Source organism: Citrobacter sp. Ce119, assembly GCF_030334525.1.
Lineage (GTDB): Bacteria > Pseudomonadota > Gammaproteobacteria > Enterobacterales > Enterobacteriaceae > Citrobacter > Citrobacter europaeus.
This window is the reverse complement of the sequence record NZ_JAOWDR010000045.1, coordinates 248,082-264,851: the sequence shown is the minus strand read 5'-3', so window position 1 is coordinate 264,851 and position 16,770 is coordinate 248,082. Positions and strand designations below refer to the sequence as shown.

Below are 16,770 nucleotides of genomic sequence, written 5' to 3'. Positions count from 1 at the left end.
ATTCGAGGCAGGTATGTTTCTTAATTATTTCGCGTTGGGCGTGCTGATCTTCGTATTTCTGGTGCTGTTTTATGGAATCATCGCCATCCACGATATCCCATATAACATGGCTAAGAAGCGCAACCATCCTCATGCCGATGCCATCCACACGGCGGGATGGGTGAGTCTTTTTACATTGCATGTTATTTGGCCATTCCTGTGGATTTGGGCGACGCTCTACCAGCCTGAGCGTGGCTGGGGCATGCAGTCACACATCACGTCGACCGGACAGGATCCAGACCCCGAGATTGCTGCGCTGGCAGCGCGCATCAGCCAGTTGGAAAAAAGACTGGATGGGGAGAATAAAACCGATAACTCCACCTTTCCGGAGATTTAATCATGGATCTGTTGATTGTCCTGACCTACGTGGCATTCGCCTGGGCCATCTTTAAAATATTTCGTATTCCGGTCAACCAATGGACGCTTGCAACCGCTGCATTAGGCGGCGTGTTTATTGTGGCGGGACTTATTTTATTAATGAACTATAACCACCCGTATACCTTTACGGCGCAAAAAGCGGTTATTTCAATTCCTGTTACCCCGCAGGTCACGGGAATTGTTAGTGAGGTGACAGATAAAAATAATCAGCTGATTAAAAAAGGCGAGGTGTTATTTAAACTCGATCCTGTGCGTTATCAGGCGCGGGTTGACAGACTCCAGGCAGACCTGGTGACCGCGACGCATAATATCGACAATCTGAAAGCACAGCTGTCGGAAGCGGTCGCTAATACCACCCGCGTGTCTGCGGAACGTGACCGCCTGTATAAGGATTATCAACGCTATTTGAAGGGCAGCCAGGCGAGGGTAAACCCATTCTCTGAAAGCGATATCGACAACGCCCGGCAAAACTATCTGGCCCAGGATGCGCTGGTCAAAGGATCGGTTGCGGAACAGACACAGATTCAAAGCCAGTTAGACAGTATGGTCAACGGGGAGCAATCTCAGGTTGCGTCTCTGCGCGCTCAGCTCGCTGAAGCCAAATACAATCTTGAGCAGACTATCGTCCGTGCCCCCAGCAACGGCTATGTTACGCAGGTGCTTATTCGTCCCGGGACCTACGCTGCCGCGCTGCCTCTGCGCCCGGTGATGGTGTTTATTCCGGAACAGAAACGACAAATCGTGGCGCAATTCCGCCAGAACTCGCTGTTGCGTCTGAAACCGGGCGATGAAGCGGAAGTGGTGTTTAATGCGCTACCAGGTCAGGTTTTCTCCGCTAAGTTGACCTCCATTCTGCCGGTTGTGCCGGGCGGTTCTTATCAGGCCCAGGGGGCATTACAATCCTTAACGGTGGTGCCGGGTACCGATGGGGTGCTGGCCACGATTGAACTGGATCCTAATACCGATGTGGATGCGTTGCCGGACGGTATCTATGCCCAGGTGGCGGTCTATTCTGACCATTTCGCCCACGTGTCGGTGATGCGTAAAGTGTTGCTGCGCATGACCAGTTGGATGCATTACCTTTATTTGGATCATTGAGATCGTCATCACCTGCCATTTACGGCGACCTGAGCCATACTGATATTTTTGTTGGCAAAAAGGACCCGGCATGAAACTCATCGGCAGCTATACCAGCCCTTTTGTGCGTAAAATTTCTATTCTGTTACTGGAAAAGGGCATCACCTTCGAATTTGTGAATGAACTTCCCTATAACGCGGATAGCGGCGTGGCGCGCTATAACCCGCTAGGAAAAGTGCCCGCGCTGGTCACCGATGAGGGCGAGTACTGGTTTGACTCCCCGATCATTGCGGAATATATCGAGCTGCTGGATATTGCGCCAGCCATGCTGCCGCGTGAACCGCTGGCGGCGCTGAAGGTACGCCAGTTGGAAGCGCTGGCAGACGGAATTATGGATGCGGGTTTAGTCTCGGTGCGTGAGCAGGCTCGCCCCGCCGCGCAGCAGTCAGAAACGGAACTGTTACGCCAGCGGGAAAAGATTACCCGTAGTCTGGATATGCTGGAGGGCTATCTGGCGGACGGTACGCTGAAAACGGATACGGTTAACCTGGCAACCATTGCGATTGCTTGTGCCGTCGGTTATCTCAATTTCCGTCGGGTCGCGCCCGGCTGGTGTGTTGATCGCCCGCGCCTGGTCAAACTGGTGGAAACGCTCTTTCAACGCGAAAGTTTTGCCCGTACAGAACCGCCAAAGGCTTGATGCACATTTACACTTCATCCTTCAAGCTGCCTCTTTGTTGGCAGCGTTTCTTCGCCCCAGTTACGTACTATTCGTACGCTCCTGGGGACTCATTCTCTTGCCGCCTCGATGCATCTTGAATGATTTTGTGTATGTATGTCCGCCTGAGCAAAGTCACGGTACAATCCTTCCTATATCGATATCCCTCTCCACGGTGGAGAGGGCCACCAACAGCCAGGCCCTTTCATGACAACCGACATGCGTTCACTCTACAGCCAGCTTCCCGCTATCGATCGTTTATTGCGCGATAGCGCCTTCCCAGCCTTACGTGAGTCTCACGGTCATACCCGAGTGGTTGACCTGCTGCGTCATATGCTCGACGAAGCCAGAGAAGCCATCCGCGACACGCACGCGCTCCCGGCATGGTGTGAGGACTGGGCACAAGAAGCCAGCGCCCGGCTGGAACGAGAATCGCAAAGCGCGCTGCGTCCGGTGATTAACCTGACCGGCACGGTGCTGCACACCAACCTTGGTCGCGCGTCGCAGGCAGAAGAAGCGATCGAGGCGGTGGTGCAGGCGATGCGCACGCCGGTGACGCTGGAATACAGCCTGGATGATGCCGGGCGTGGACATCGGGATCGGGCGCTGGCGGATTTACTCTGCCGTCTGACGGGGGCGGAAGACGCCTGTATCGTTAATAACAATGCAGCAGCGGTTTTACTGATGTTGGCCGCCACGGCTAACGGCAAAGAGGTGGTCGTTTCACGCGGCGAACTGGTAGAAATTGGCGGCGCGTTTCGTATTCCGGACGTTATGTGCCAGGCCGGATGTATGCTGCGTGAAGTGGGTACCACCAACCGGACCCATGCGAAAGATTACCGTCAGGCGGTGAATGAAAACACCGGGCTGCTGATGAAGGTGCATACCAGTAATTACAGCATCGAAGGCTTTACGAAGTCGGTGGGTGAGGCTGAGCTGGCCGCTATTGGTAAGGAGCTGGATGTACCGGTGGTGGCGGATCTCGGCAGTGGCTCGCTGGTCGATCTCGGCCAGTATGGACTGCCGCAGGAGCCGATGCCGCAGCAACTGATTGCCGCTGGCGTCAGTCTGGTGAGCTTTTCTGGCGATAAATTACTGGGCGGGCCGCAGGCCGGGATCATCGTCGGTAAAAAAGAGATGATCGCTCGCTTACAGAGCCATCCGCTGAAACGTGCATTACGGGCTGATAAAATGACGTTGGCTGCGCTGGAAGCGACGCTGCGGCTTTATCTGCACCCGGAAGCATTGGCGACGAAGCTGCCGACGCTACGCCAGCTCACCCGTTCGCAAGAGGCTGTCCATGCGCAGGCCCAACAATTACAGGCACGGCTTGCTGAGCATTACGGCGACGAATTCGCCCTGAATGTGATGCCTTGCCTGTCGCAGATTGGCAGCGGCTCGCTACCTGTTGATAGGCTGCCCAGCGCGGCATTAACCTTTACCCCCCACGACGGGCGCGGTAGCCGCCTTGAAGCGCTGGCCGCTCGCTGGCGTACGTTGCCCGTGCCGATCATTGGGCGAATTTATGATGGTCGCATGTGGCTGGATCTGCGCTGCCTTGAAGACGAGACCCGGTTTATGGAGATGATGCTGAAATGATTATTGCAACCGCCGGACACGTTGACCACGGAAAAACAACGTTATTACAGGCGATTACCGGCGTGAATGCCGACCGTCTGCCGGAAGAAAAAAAGCGCGGCATGACCATCGATCTCGGCTATGCCTACTGGCCGCAGCCGGACGGACGGATACTGGGATTTATCGATGTTCCGGGACACGAAAAGTTTTTGTCCAACATGCTGGCAGGTGTCGGCGGGATTGACCACGCGCTGCTGGTGGTGGCGTGTGATGATGGCGTGATGGCGCAAACGCGTGAGCATTTGCAAATTTTGCAACTGACGGGTAATCCGCAGATCACCGTGGCGCTCACGAAAGCCGACCGCGTGGATGAGGATCGCATCAACGCGGTACGTGCCGAGGTGCACACCACGCTTGAGAATTATGGTTTCGCCGGTGCGGTTCTGTTCGTGACGGCCGCCAGTGAAGGTCGTGGGATTGAAGAACTGCGCGAGCATTTGCTGCAATTAACGTCGCGCGAGCATGCCTGCGATCGCAGCTTTCGCCTGGCGATTGACCGTGCCTTTACGGTCAAAGGCGCGGGGCTGGTGGTGACCGGGACGGCGCTTAGCGGTGAAGTGAATATCGGTGACACGCTGTGGCTCACGGGCGTCAACAAACCGATGCGCGTACGTAGCCTGCATGCGCAAAATCAGGCCACCGAACGCGCGCAGGCGGGGCAACGTATCGCGCTGAATATTGCCGGCGATGCGCAAAAAGAAGAACTTAACCGCGGCGACTGGCTACTTTCTGATGCGCCGCCGGAGGCTTTTACCCGCGTAATTGTTTCTTTAGAACATGCCGCGCCGCTGATGCAGTGGCAACCGCTGCATATTCACCACGCGGCCAGTCATGTAACCGGGCGAATCTCGCTGCTTGAAGGAACGCTGGCGGAACTGGTGTTTGATACACCGCTCTGGCTTGCTGATAACGACCGTCTGGTGCTGCGCGATATTTCTGCCCGCACGACGCTAGCAGGTGCGCGCGTGGTAACGCTCAATCCGCCGCGTCGCGGGAAACGTAAGCCGGAATATCTGCAGTGGCTGTCGGCGCTGGAAAAGGCGCAGAGTGACGGCGACGCCCTGGCGCTGCATCTGACGCGTGGGGCGGTGAATATTCCTGATTTCGCCTGGGCGCGCCAGCTCAACGGCAACGGGATGCGTCCGTTGATTGAGCAACATGGTTTTATTCAGGCGGGATACAGCCTGTTGAATGCTCCCGTTGCGGCGCGCTGGCAGCGAAAAGTCCTCGATACGCTGGCGACCTACCACGAACAGCACCGTGATGAGCCAGGGCCTGGACGCGAACGTCTGCGGCGTATGGCTTTGCCGATGGAAGACGAAGCGCTGGTCTTGCTGCTGATTGAAAAGATGCGCGAGAGCGGTGCCATCCATAGCCATCATGGCTGGCTGCATTTGCCGGATCATAAGGCGGGTTTCAGCGATGAGCAGCAGGCAATCTGGCTAAAAGCAGAACCGCTTTTTGGCGATGAACCGTGGTGGGTACGCGATCTGGCAAAACAGACGGGTACGGATGAGCAAATGATGCGCGTGGCGTTACGACAAGCGGCACAGCAAGGCATTATTACCGCGATCGTTAAAGATCGCTATTACCGTAACGATCGGATTGTGGCCTTTGCCAATATGATCCGCGAGCTGGATCAGGAACGGGGATCGACCTGTGCGGCTGATTTCCGCGACAGGCTGAACGTTGGGCGCAAATTGGCTATTCAGATTCTGGAATATTTTGACCGCATTGGTTTTACGCGTCGCCGGGGAAATGATCATTTATTACGCGATGCGTTATTGTTTCCGGAAAAATAATGAAACAATTAATTCATGGTTTAAATGAATTAATACAAAATATATGTTGATTGAAATAAGCACATTAGATTCTAAGCCTAATGTGCTTTTTTATTTATAGTGTTATTAAAATAACCACCACGATCATACTTTGTTGAAAAATTCACACGTATGCTTCCTGGCTCTTCAGAATAAAATAAGGAACGTACAATGGCTGCTTCAACATTTTTTATTCCTTCCGTGAATGTAATTGGCGCTGATTCATTAAAAGACGCGATGAATACAATGGCGGAATATGGTTTTCGCCGTACGCTGATTGTCACAGATGCCATGCTGACGAAATTAGGTATGGCTGGCGAGATTCAAAAGGCATTACAGGAACGTGATATTTTCAGCGTCATTTACGACGGTACACATCCTAATCCTACGACCAGTAACGTCGCTGCTGGCCTGCAAATGTTGAAAGAAAACCAATGTGATAGCGTTATTTCCCTCGGCGGTGGTTCTCCGCACGATTGTGCAAAAGGTATTGCGCTGGTGGCGGCTAACGGCGGCGATATTCGCGATTACGAAGGCGTGGATCGCTCAGCAAAACCTCAGTTGCCGATGATCGCCATTAACACCACCGCGGGCACGGCGTCGGAGATGACGCGTTTCTGCATTATTACCGATGAAGTACGCCATATTAAAATGGCGATTGTGGATAAGCATGTTACGCCGCTGCTGTCCGTTAATGACTCCTCGCTGATGGTCGGTATGCCGAAGTCTCTGACGGCGGCCACTGGTATGGATGCGCTGACCCACGCTATCGAAGCCTACGTTTCTATTGCTGCAACCCCAATTACCGATGCTTGCGCGCTGAAAGCGGTCACCATGATTGCGGAAAACCTGCCGGTCGCTGTTGAAGACGGCAGCAATGCTCAGGCACGTGAGGCTATGGCCTACGCGCAGTTCCTCGCAGGCATGGCCTTTAACAACGCTTCTCTGGGTTACGTGCACGCCATGGCGCACCAGTTGGGTGGTTTCTACGATCTGCCGCACGGTGTATGTAACGCGGTTTTGCTGCCGCATGTGCAGGTTTTCAATAGTAAAGTGGCTGCCGCTCGCCTGAGTGATTGCGCTAAGGCGATGGGCGTGGACGTTGCTGGCTTGAGCGCAGAGCAAGGGGCGGAAGCTTGCATCGCGGCGATCCGCGAACTGGCGCAGAAAGTGAATATTCCTGCCGGTCTGCGTGAGCTGAACGTGAAGGAAGAAGATATTGCCGTACTGGCGACCAATGCCCTGAAAGATGCCTGCGGTTTCACTAACCCGATTCAGGCGACTCATGAAGAAATTATGGCGATTTATCGCGCAGCCATGTAATTCGTGATACCTGTCGTAAAGCAGGAAATGGCTGGCGAATAATTCGCCAGCCCCGTCTACCCTTGTAGTACCCCTACAGCAAGGAGACGGTCATGACCAATAATCCCCCTTCAACGCGTATTTATCCCGGCGAATATGGTTACCCTCTGAAGTTAAAAGCCCGATACGATAACTTTATCGGTGGTGACTGGGTCGCACCGGTGGACGGCGAGTATTACCAAAACCTGACGCCGGTAACCGGGCAATTACTGTGCGAAGTGGCCTCTTCCGGCAAAAAGGATATCGATCTCGCCCTGGATGCCGCGCACAAGATAAAAGACAAGTGGGCGCAGACATCCGTGCAGGACAGGGCGGCGATTCTGTTCAAAATCGCCGATCGCATGGAGCAAAATCTCGAGCTGCTGGCGACGGCAGAAACCTGGGATAACGGTAAACCTATCCGCGAAACCAGCGCGGCAGATGTGCCGCTGGCGATTGACCATTTCCGCTATTTCGCTTCCTGTATTCGTGCGCAGGAAGGGGGAATCAGTGAGGTTGATAGCGAGACCGTGGCGTATCACTTCCATGAACCTCTAGGTGTGGTAGGGCAAATTATCCCGTGGAACTTCCCGCTACTGATGGCCAGTTGGAAGATGGCGCCCGCGCTGGCGGCGGGTAACTGCGTGGTGCTTAAACCTGCGCGTCTGACGCCGCTGTCCGTACTGCTGTTGATGGAAGTCATCGGCGATCTTCTCCCACCAGGCGTAGTGAACGTGGTAAACGGCGCGGGTGGAGAAATCGGTGAATATCTGGCGACATCTAAACGCATTGCGAAAGTGGCGTTTACCGGCTCAACGGAAGTCGGGCAGCAGATCATGCAGTACGCCACGCAGAATATTATCCCTGTCACGCTGGAGCTGGGTGGGAAATCTCCCAATATCTTCTTTGCAGACGTGATGGATGAAGAAGATGCGTTCTTTGACAAAGCGCTGGAAGGCTTTGCGTTGTTTGCCTTCAACCAGGGCGAAGTGTGTACCTGTCCAAGCCGTGCCCTGGTGCAGGAATCCATTTACGAACGTTTTATGGAAAGAGCGATTCGCCGGGTGGAAAGTATTTGTAGCGGCAACCCGTTAGACAGCGTGACGCAAATGGGCGCGCAGGTGTCGCATGGTCAACTGGAAACCATCCTGAATTACATCGATATTGGTAAGAAAGAAGGGGCAGATATTCTCACCGGCGGGCGGCGTAAGCAGCTGGATGGCGAGTTAAAAGAGGGTTACTACCTCGAACCGACCATTTTGTTTGGTAAGAATAATATGCGGGTTTTCCAGGAGGAGATCTTCGGACCGGTACTGGCCGTCACGACCTTCAAAACCATGGAAGAGGCGCTGGAAATCGCCAATGACACCCAATACGGTCTCGGTGCTGGCGTCTGGAGTCGTAACGGAAATCTGGCGTACAAGATGGGCCGCGGTATTCAGGCGGGGCGTGTATGGACCAACTGTTACCATGCTTACCCGGCGCATGCGGCGTTCGGCGGTTACAAGCAGTCGGGCATCGGGCGCGAGACGCATAAGATGATGCTCGAGCATTATCAGCAAACCAAATGCCTGCTGGTGAGTTACTCAGATAAACCGCTGGGGCTGTTCTAATATCCCGTCACTTACTGCCCGGACGCGTTTAGCGTACCGGGCATCCCCAGGATGCTTACTCAGGTAAGTGGCTGGGGTGAACGAACGCAGCCAACAAAGAAGCAGCTCGAAAGACGACGGGTATATATAGAAACCCATATATCGTTATATAAATAACACCATTGCATCCAATCTGGTCATTCCACTACTATTATCAACTCTATTGTTTAAATCAAACAGCAGCCGAATTTTTAATTTAAATCCCTGAGGCAAATATGTTCCTTGATTATTTTGCATTAGGAGTGCTTATTTTTGTATTCCTGGTCATTTTTTACGGGATTATTATTCTGCATGATATTCCCTATCTAATTGCAAAGAAACGTAACCATCCACATGCTGACGCAATACACGTCGCGGGCTGGGTTAGTTTGTTTACCTTACATGTTATTTGGCCCTTTTTGTGGATCTGGGCAACGCTTTATCGCCCCGAGCGCGGATGGGGCATGCAGAGCGCGGATCCTTCCCTGATCCAGCTTCAGGCACGGGTGGCCGATCTGGAAAAGAAACTGGGTGAGGCGAAGACCTCTCCGGCGGAGTAATATCGATGGATTTACTGATTGTTCTGACCTATGTGGCGTGCGCATGGTCAATATTTAAAATATTTAAAATTCCTGTAAATAAATGGACAGTACCCACTGCAGCCTTAGGCGGTATATTTATTGTTTGCGGGCTGATATTACTGATGAATTATAACCATCCGTATACATTTAAGGCGCAAAAGGCGGTAATTTCAATTCCCGTAGTGCCGCAGGTAACGGGTGTAGTGACGGAAGTAACGGATAAGAAGAATACGCTGATCAAAAAAGGCGAGGTTCTTTTTAAGCTTAATCCGGGACGTTATCAGGCGCGGGTAGATCGTCTGAAAGCTGATATTGTCACCGCACAGCATAAAGAGCAGGCTCTGGTGGCACAGTTAGACGAAATGCAAGCCAACACGCAGCAGGCAAAGGCCACGCGCGACAAACTGGCTAAAGATTACCAGCGCTATGCGCAGGGGAGTCAGGCGAAGGTGAATCCTTTTTCTGAACGCGATATCGACGCGGCGCGGCAAAACTATCTGGCGCAGGAAGCCGCGGTGAAATCCTCCGTTGCAGAACAACAGCAAATCCAGAGTCAGTTAGACAGCCTGGTGCAGGGTGAGAATTCGCAAATTGCCAGCCTGAAAGCACAGTTAGCTGAAGCGGAATTCAATCTGGATCAGACCGTGGTTCGCGCGCCCAGCGATGGTTACGTAACCCAGGTGCTGATGCGCCCCGGAACCTACGCCGCCGCGCTGCCGATGCGCCCGGTGATGGTGTTTATTCCGGATCAAAAACGGCAAATTATCGCCCAGTTCCGTCAAAACTCGCTGCTGCGACTGGAGCCAGGCGATGAAGCGGAAGTGGTCTTTAACGCCCTGCCGGGTAAGGTATTTAGCGGCAAACTGGCTGCCATCAGCCCAGCCGTACCGGGGGGGACATACCAGTCGAACGGGGCGCTACAATCCTTAAACTCGACGCCCGGTTCGGAAGGGGTGATCGCCACAATTGAGCTAAATGAAAATGCGGATGTGAGCGCATTACCTGATGGGATTTACGCCCAGGTCGCCGTTTACTCTGACCACTTCGAGCATGTGTCGGTCATGCGTAAGGTCTTGCTGCGGATGACCAGCTGGGTGCATTACCTGTATCTCGACCACTAGGTGCAGGCTATTTTTGACCCTGGGCAGTGTTCAAACTACCTGCGCCAATAACGCCTGTTGAGTCTGGTACCCTCATTTTGCTTACTCAGTCTGCTGCTCCAGCGACTGAGTAAGCTGCTGGCGGATCTCTGCCAACATCTCATCAAGAATAAACTGTACCCGCCATGGCTGGTATTCACGCTTGCGGAAAATCGCCACCAAATCCAACCACCATTCATGTTGTTCTGAGAAACATGGGACCAGCAATCCGGATTGAACATCTTTTTGTACACTTGCATTCGGCGCAAAAACAATGCCCAGATGGTTACGTGCAAGCGCCAACGCAGACTGTGTATTGTCGCAGACATAATTTCCGGTAACCCGATAATCGTGCATTTCCTTGCCGCCGGCGGAGGTGAAGCGCCAGATATTGGCATCATCTATCATCATGGAATCAATCAGAATGCAGGAATGTTCTTCCAGCTCATCAGGGCTACTAATAGGATGTTGTTTGATGTATTCAGGGCTGGCAAATGCCGTCACTGCATATTTGGTAATAAAACTGGCGACCAGTGATTCATCTTTAGGGTGTGCATAGGTGATTAAAACATCACAATCATCAGGAAAGTCGACGCCTTCATAAAATGCTTTACGTTCAAGGTTACATGTTTTAAGTGAGAGGCTAATGCCGCCGATATTCTGAATTTTTGCAATAACATGTTGCGATAAGTAAGCAATAATTCCCGTTGGTGCATAGACCGTTACCCGCCCACGTTTTTCATGCTTATAATCAGCAATGAAACTATTGAGCTGATCGTTTCTTTCCAACATATCATTGATGTAAGGAAGCAGCGCCGTACCAAACGGCGTAAGAGTTAGCTGCCGAGTGGTGCGGTCAAACACCTTTAATCCAACTTTTGATTCGAAATCAGCCAGGTACTTGCTGACGTTGGCCTGTGCGATGCCGAGAACCGTAGCGGCATGACTGATGTTTTCACTGGCAGCAATTACCGAAATAATTTTCAGTTCCCGGTGTTTGAGTTGTAATTTGTTCATCGCCAAACCCAATATATATATGTTTGTATATATTACTATATAAATATGAATGTTGCATCGATGAAATTGTAAGCATTATTATGCACGCGCTTTGTAGCTTATTTTAAAATGGAATGTTGGCATGTTAATTAAACGCAATATTGTGGCGCTGTTCGCCTTTTCTTTTATGGCGAGTGCAACTGCCGCAGAATTTTCTATTGGTGCTGGCGCTGTATATAATGAATCTCCTTATCGTGGATATAATGATAACGTTCACGCAGTACCGCTTGTCAGTTATGAAAGTGAATCCTTTTATTTTAGGCAAACAACGTTAGGTTATATTCTTTCAAAAAACGAAAGTAATGAATTTAGCATTACTGCCTCATACATGCCGCTTGAGTTTGATCCAGGTGATAACGACGATCATGCGATGAAAAAGCTGGATAAGCGTGACGCGACCGCCATGGCGGGCGCCGCGTGGTATCACCATCAGAAATGGGGCAGTGTGAAAGTCTCCGCCGCAGCGGATGTGCTGGATAACAGCAATGGCTGGGTCGCGGAAATGTCTCTGTTCCGCCAAATGCCGATGGGCAAGCTAACGCTGACGCCGGCGATTGGCGTGCTCTACTATGACGAAAACTTCAACGAATATTACTACGGCATCTCTGGCAATGAATCCCGCCGTAGTGGGTTATCAAGCTACTCTCCTGGGGACAGCTGGACACCGTATGTTGGCCTGTCCGCTAAATACGCGTTGACCAGCAACCTGACGCTGCTGGCCAGCGCCAACTACAGTGCGCTGCCGGACGACATTAAAAATAGCCCGATGGTTGATCGCGATGACAGCTTCACCTTGATGTCCGGTCTGACCTGGCGTTTCTGATTCTCACCCGTTTGTCCTCAGGGAGGAGGGCAATCTTTTCAGTCGCCAGACCGGATAAGACGCGAAGCGTCGTCATCCGGTACGCTTACCGTTACTGCTCGTTTACCCAGATTCGCATTTCGCCTTCACCACGGTTCGCCCAGCTAAACCACGGAATAAACGTCAGCGTATGCGCCTGGCGAGAAGCCGGTGAAACATCATAGTGCCACAAGGATTGCTGCGTCGCGTCGGCGCAGCTTTGCTTCACGCCTTCAGCCTGAATTAACATCTTATGGCTGAACAGCCCCTTACCCTCGAATACCCTGAATTCGCTCTCTTTCGCCAGCCACAGATTATGCAGTTCTTCGCCGTTGTCGGCCTGCTCCAGGCAATACACCAATGGCCCACGTTGAATAGCGACCTTACCGGCAACATGACGCACCAGTGGGTTTCCGTACACCCGACGCACTGGCATTGGCAGAGTCAGACTGAGCGTATCGCCCTCCTGCCAGGTTCGGCTGATGTGCAAATAGCCTTTGCGAATATCCTGCTCAACCGGTTGGCCATTCAGCAAAACCTGCGGCGCGGAGCACCAGTCAGGCAAGCGCAAGGCCAGGGTGTGATACACCGACTGCGGTGATTCAATGGCGATTTTCACCTGCTCATGCCATGGATAATCCCCGCTAATGCGCAGTTTGAGCGCGCCATCTGCCACGGGGACTTCCATGCTATTGCCCACATACATATTGATATACAGCGCGTCCTGACGTGGCGTGTAGATGTAATGGCCAATTGAGGTTAAGACGCGGGCGATATTGGGCGGACAGCAGGCGCAGCCGAACCAGCGTTGGCGAACGGGCTTCACGTGGTCGTAAATATGATTGAATTTTAATGACTTAGGGTGTACTTCCAGTGGGTTAACGTAGAAGAAGTGTTTACCGTCCAGCGCCATGCCGCCGAGAACGGTGTTGTACAGGGCGCGCTCCATGACGTCGGCATACTGGCTGTCGGCCTCCATTTCCAGCATTCTGCGGGCGAACATCATCAGTCCGATTGAAGCGCAGCTTTCCGCGTACACGGAGTCGTTGGGCAGATCGTAATCGCTGCTAAACGCCTCGCCACTGCTTTGAGAGCCAATGCCGCCGGTAATGTACAACTGGCGCTGGGCCATATTTTTCCACAGACGCAGGCAATCCTGACGCTTGCCTTCGTCCTGGCTTAAACGTGCCAGGTGCGCCACGCCGGTCATCAGATATACAAAGCGCACCGCGTGACCGATCGCCGTTTGCTGTTCTGAAATGGGCTGATGTGCCTGGCTGTAGGGTTTATCTTTCACCATCCACGCCGGGCCGTAAGTGTGCCAGTAAGAGGTTTGCCCCCGCTTTTCGTACTCTTCGTCATAGAAATGGGGCTGAGCGCCGCGTTGTTCAACAAAGTAATTTACCAGCGCCATATAGCGTGGCTGCTGAGTCACTTCATATAAGCGCATTAAGGCCAGCTCGATTTCCGGGTGTCCAGGGTAGCCGCGTAACTGATTTTCACCAAGCCCAAACACGCTGTCGATATGATCCGCCAGGCGGCACACCACTTCTAACAGACGACGCTTACCCGTCGCCTGGAAGAATGCGACGCCCGCTTCAATTAAATGACCGGCGCAGTACAGTTCATGGCATTCGGCGAGGTTGGTCCAGCGTTCATCCGGAGCTTTTACCGTGAAGTAAGTATTGAGATAGCCGTCTGCACACTGTGCCGCAGCCACCAGTTCAATGACCTCATCAGCGGTTTTCTCAAGTTCCGCATCGGGTTTCTGGCACAGGGACCAGGCGACGGCCTCCAGCCATTTCGCCACGTCGCTATCCTGAAAAACCATGCCGTAAAACTCGCCGTCCTGCAGTCCCGCGGCGATGCGGAAGTTCTCTATCGCATGGCTTGGTTCCGCCTCTGCAATGCGGTCATTAAGCGCATCCCACTGGTAGGGGATCACCACATCACGCACCAACTGCTGATATTGTCCGAGGAACGGATCGCTGACCGTGAGCTTATGCAGGTCGACTTCCAGTACGTTCATTTCGTGCTCCTTAAGGCTGTACATGACGCTGACGCAAATCGGTGGCAATGCGCGACATCATCGGGTTATTGAGTTTGCAAAGGCGGATAGACAGCGCCAGCAGCAGGTGGAACAGCGCGGGCAGCAGCGTTTCCATCGCGGTAATCCCTTGCAGCGAACTGGCGGTTTGGTTACCAGCGCCTGGCTGATAGGCGACAAAAATAAACAACAGGCTGATGATCCCCGCGCTTGAGGCCCAGGCCAGCTTGATGAAAAACAGGTTGAAGGCGAAATTCATGCCGGAAGAACGCACGCCGGTTTTCCACTCGCCGTAGTCGTCGGCAAAGGCCATCAGCGAGAAATGCAGCGGCAGCGTAAAGCCCAGAATAATGCCGTTGCCGAGGATCACCGCCAGCCACAGCGTCTGATAAGCCGGACCGGTTGGCAGGAACCACATCAGCACCGCCAGCGCCGTCAGCACCAGGTTGGTGTAGTAATAGAGTTTGACGGTATCCATGCGGCGGGTCAGCGGGCTGACGATCACCGAACCGATGATGGACGCGAAGGTGACCATGGTGAAAAACAGCGACGTGTAAGCGGTGCTGCCCTCCAGCACATAGGTAATGAAGTACATGTACCCGCCGCCGCGAATATTAAAGACGTTAATCAGCAGGAAAGACATTACCAGCATCAGTAATAGCTGATCATTTTTGCGCAGCCCGCCAATGTGTTCGCGCAGGGTAAATTTCCCCATCATCGCCAGCGGCACGCGCTCGCGCACCCAGAAGAAGCAGCACAGGAACATCACTACCGCGATGGCGCACAGGATACCCACGCCGAACTGATAACCCTGCGCAGCGTTGCCCTGACCCAGAACATCCACCATCCACGGCAGGCCGACGGAGACAAGGAATCCCGCCACGCCGCACAACACAAAGCGCCAGGACTGGCAGGCGATCACCTCATTGTGGCGGGTGGTCATGGTGTTGATCAGCGCACAGTACGGCACGTTGATGGCGGTATAGCCGACGGAGAGCAGCAGATAGGTGCCGAACGCCCAGGCAATTTTTACGCTCATGCTGGCGTCAGGGACGGTAAACGTGAGTACGCCAATAATGCCAATGGGAATTGCCACCCACAGCTGCCAGGGGCGAAAGCGCCCCCAGCGACTTTGGGTACGGTCGGCCAGCACGCCCATTATCGGGTCGGAAATGGCGTCAAATACGCGCAGGGCAATAAACAATGTACCAACCAGTGCGGGCGTTAACCCGAAGACATCGGTGTAGAAAAATGTCAGGAAGTTCATGATCAGACAGGTAATGACCGTCCCGCCCGCATCGCCTAACCCATAGCCTATTTTTTCACGCAGAGAGAGTTTGTCGTCCTGGGCACGCTGTGCCAAATCGGATGTCGTAATCGGAGCCGAAGTCATAAATAACTCCCGGAGAGAATGTTCAGAAAAATTCCCGCTACACTGCGGGTTATTTGTGGGTAATTTGCAAAGTACGTTATTTATTCTGCACGAAATGTTTGGAGCAACAAGGGAAGAGAAAAGTATAAAAAGATAACAATTCCGACTTCATTTAGAAAATGTGATTTCGATCCGGTGAAACCTGGGTTTATCGTGAATAATCAATAATAAAGACCGATTTAAATAATGCTGAAAGCGGGAATTTGAATATATATGCTCGAATTATCCATGTCTCTTCCGATTAAAGTACAAAATGGCGGATTATTTATTTCCCGGGGCGTGGGCAGTCATCCTGCGCGACGATTGCAATCCTGGGAAATTATCTTTGTCGAAAAAGGGACATTAACGATTCGCGAAGGCCAGACCGTTTTTTGCGTGAATGCCGGAGAAAGTTTGCTGCTGTGGCCGCAGCGCTCGCATATTGGCGTTGGGCAATTTCCGGCTGATTTGAAATTTTACTGGCTGCATTTTGAGGTGACGGCAGAAAGCGACGCATCAATAACGGAACCGTTACTTGCTATCCCTCAACATACCCGGGTGAGCGAGCCACAATATATTATCTCGTTGTTTCGTCAGTTCTTACGCGAGCAGGAAAATATTCATCGCAGCATAGCGCTGGAACTGATCCTGCTGCTGATTTTGCAGCAAATATCCGCGGCTGCCAGCGAGCAACCACCAGACAGTCCAGGTAATGCGCTGGCGTGGAAAGCGCAGCAGATAATTCACACTCAGTTCCACCTGCCGATTAGTGCCTCAACGCTGGCGAAAGAGCTGCATTGCAATGCGGACTATCTGGGGCGTGTATTCCGTAGCGCTTTCCGGCTGACACTCACCGAAGCGTTGCATCGCCAGCGGGTGAGGGCGGCAGAAAAACTGTTGATCAGTGATTCGCTATCGCTTACCGAAGTGGCGATGAAATGTGGATTTAATGAGGTGGGTTATTTTCGCAAAATCTTTCGCAAGCATACCAGCCTGACGCCCGCGGCGTGGAAACGGCGCTATTGCAAAGAGCATATTAATAGCGCCTGACCC

General features: G+C 52.7%; 14 protein-coding genes. 11 read left to right on the top strand and 3 right to left on the bottom strand.

Annotated elements, in window-relative coordinates; translation table 11 throughout:
- The first annotated feature begins 13 nt into the window (after window positions 1–13).
- The 9 genes from OGV80_RS07800 to OGV80_RS07760 all read left to right on the top strand — a co-directional run bounded on the left by OGV80_RS07800 (window position 14) and on the right by OGV80_RS07760 (window position 10,344).
- Complete coding sequence (locus tag OGV80_RS07800; protein ID WP_286514410.1) at window positions 14–376, top strand: DUF3302 domain-containing protein; 363 nt, start codon at window positions 14–16, stop codon at window positions 374–376.
- 2 nt (window positions 377–378) lie between these two features.
- Entirely contained in the window at window positions 379–1,515 is a 1,137-nt protein-coding gene (locus tag OGV80_RS07795; RefSeq protein ID WP_043018716.1) for an HlyD family secretion protein, read from the top strand.
- A 70-nt stretch (window positions 1,516–1,585) separates the two neighbouring features.
- On the top strand, window positions 1,586–2,194 hold the full coding sequence (locus tag OGV80_RS07790) for a glutathione S-transferase (RefSeq protein WP_075145483.1): 609 nt from the start codon (window positions 1,586–1,588) through the stop codon (window positions 2,192–2,194).
- Between the two features lie 225 nt (window positions 2,195–2,419).
- Window positions 2,420–3,811 (top strand): L-seryl-tRNA(Sec) selenium transferase, encoded by a 1,392-nt coding sequence (selA, locus tag OGV80_RS07785; RefSeq protein ID WP_043018714.1) that lies wholly within the window; start codon window positions 2,420–2,422, stop codon window positions 3,809–3,811.
- Window positions 3,808–5,652 carry a selenocysteine-specific translation elongation factor gene (gene selB / locus OGV80_RS07780; RefSeq protein ID WP_043018713.1) on the top strand — a complete coding sequence of 615 codons (1,845 nt, stop codon included), beginning with the start codon at window positions 3,808–3,810 and terminating at the stop codon, window positions 5,650–5,652. Before selA ends, selB begins: the two co-directional genes overlap by 4 nt.
- 189 nt (window positions 5,653–5,841) lie before the next feature.
- Window positions 5,842–6,993, top strand: coding sequence for an L-threonine dehydrogenase (gene yiaY, locus OGV80_RS07775; protein ID WP_043018712.1), 1,152 nt, complete (start codon window positions 5,842–5,844; stop codon window positions 6,991–6,993).
- 92 nt (window positions 6,994–7,085) lie between these two features.
- The gene (aldB, locus tag OGV80_RS07770) at window positions 7,086–8,624 is read left to right on the top strand and encodes an aldehyde dehydrogenase AldB (protein WP_286514405.1); all 1,539 of its coding nucleotides are present in this window, start codon (window positions 7,086–7,088) and stop codon (window positions 8,622–8,624) included.
- 254 nt (window positions 8,625–8,878) lie between these two features.
- Complete coding sequence (locus tag OGV80_RS07765) at window positions 8,879–9,202, top strand: DUF3302 domain-containing protein (RefSeq protein WP_047407908.1); 324 nt, start codon at window positions 8,879–8,881, stop codon at window positions 9,200–9,202.
- Between the two features lie 5 nt (window positions 9,203–9,207).
- Window positions 9,208–10,344 (top strand): HlyD family secretion protein, encoded by a 1,137-nt coding sequence (locus OGV80_RS07760; protein ID WP_047407922.1) that lies wholly within the window; start codon window positions 9,208–9,210, stop codon window positions 10,342–10,344.
- Between the two features lie 81 nt (window positions 10,345–10,425).
- On the opposite strand, the gene OGV80_RS07755 is transcribed toward OGV80_RS07760, so the two are convergent.
- A complete protein-coding gene (locus OGV80_RS07755) occupies window positions 10,426–11,379 on the bottom strand; it encodes a LysR family transcriptional regulator (protein WP_043018708.1) in 954 nt (317 codons plus the stop codon).
- A 121-nt stretch (window positions 11,380–11,500) separates the two neighbouring features.
- Here OGV80_RS07755 and OGV80_RS07750 point away from each other — a divergent pair, with 121 nt between their 5' ends.
- Window positions 11,501–12,241, top strand: a complete 741-nt coding sequence (locus tag OGV80_RS07750; RefSeq protein ID WP_047407925.1) for a MipA/OmpV family protein — start codon at window positions 11,501–11,503, stop codon at window positions 12,239–12,241.
- 91 nt (window positions 12,242–12,332) lie between these two features.
- Here OGV80_RS07750 and OGV80_RS07745 read toward each other — a convergent pair whose 3' ends face one another.
- Both OGV80_RS07745 and OGV80_RS07740 read right to left on the bottom strand, forming a co-directional pair.
- Complete coding sequence (locus OGV80_RS07745; protein ID WP_043018706.1) at window positions 12,333–14,288, bottom strand: glycoside hydrolase family 127 protein; 1,956 nt, start codon at window positions 14,286–14,288, stop codon at window positions 12,333–12,335.
- Window positions 14,289–14,298: 10 nt separating this feature from the next.
- Entirely contained in the window at window positions 14,299–15,699 is a 1,401-nt protein-coding gene (locus OGV80_RS07740; RefSeq protein ID WP_087050759.1) for an MFS transporter, read from the bottom strand.
- A gap of 252 nt (window positions 15,700–15,951) precedes the next feature.
- Between OGV80_RS07740 and OGV80_RS07735 the strand changes: the two genes are divergently transcribed.
- The gene (locus OGV80_RS07735; protein WP_043018704.1) at window positions 15,952–16,767 is read left to right on the top strand and encodes a helix-turn-helix domain-containing protein; all 816 of its coding nucleotides are present in this window, start codon (window positions 15,952–15,954) and stop codon (window positions 16,765–16,767) included.
- Window positions 16,768–16,770: the final 3 nt, after the last annotated feature.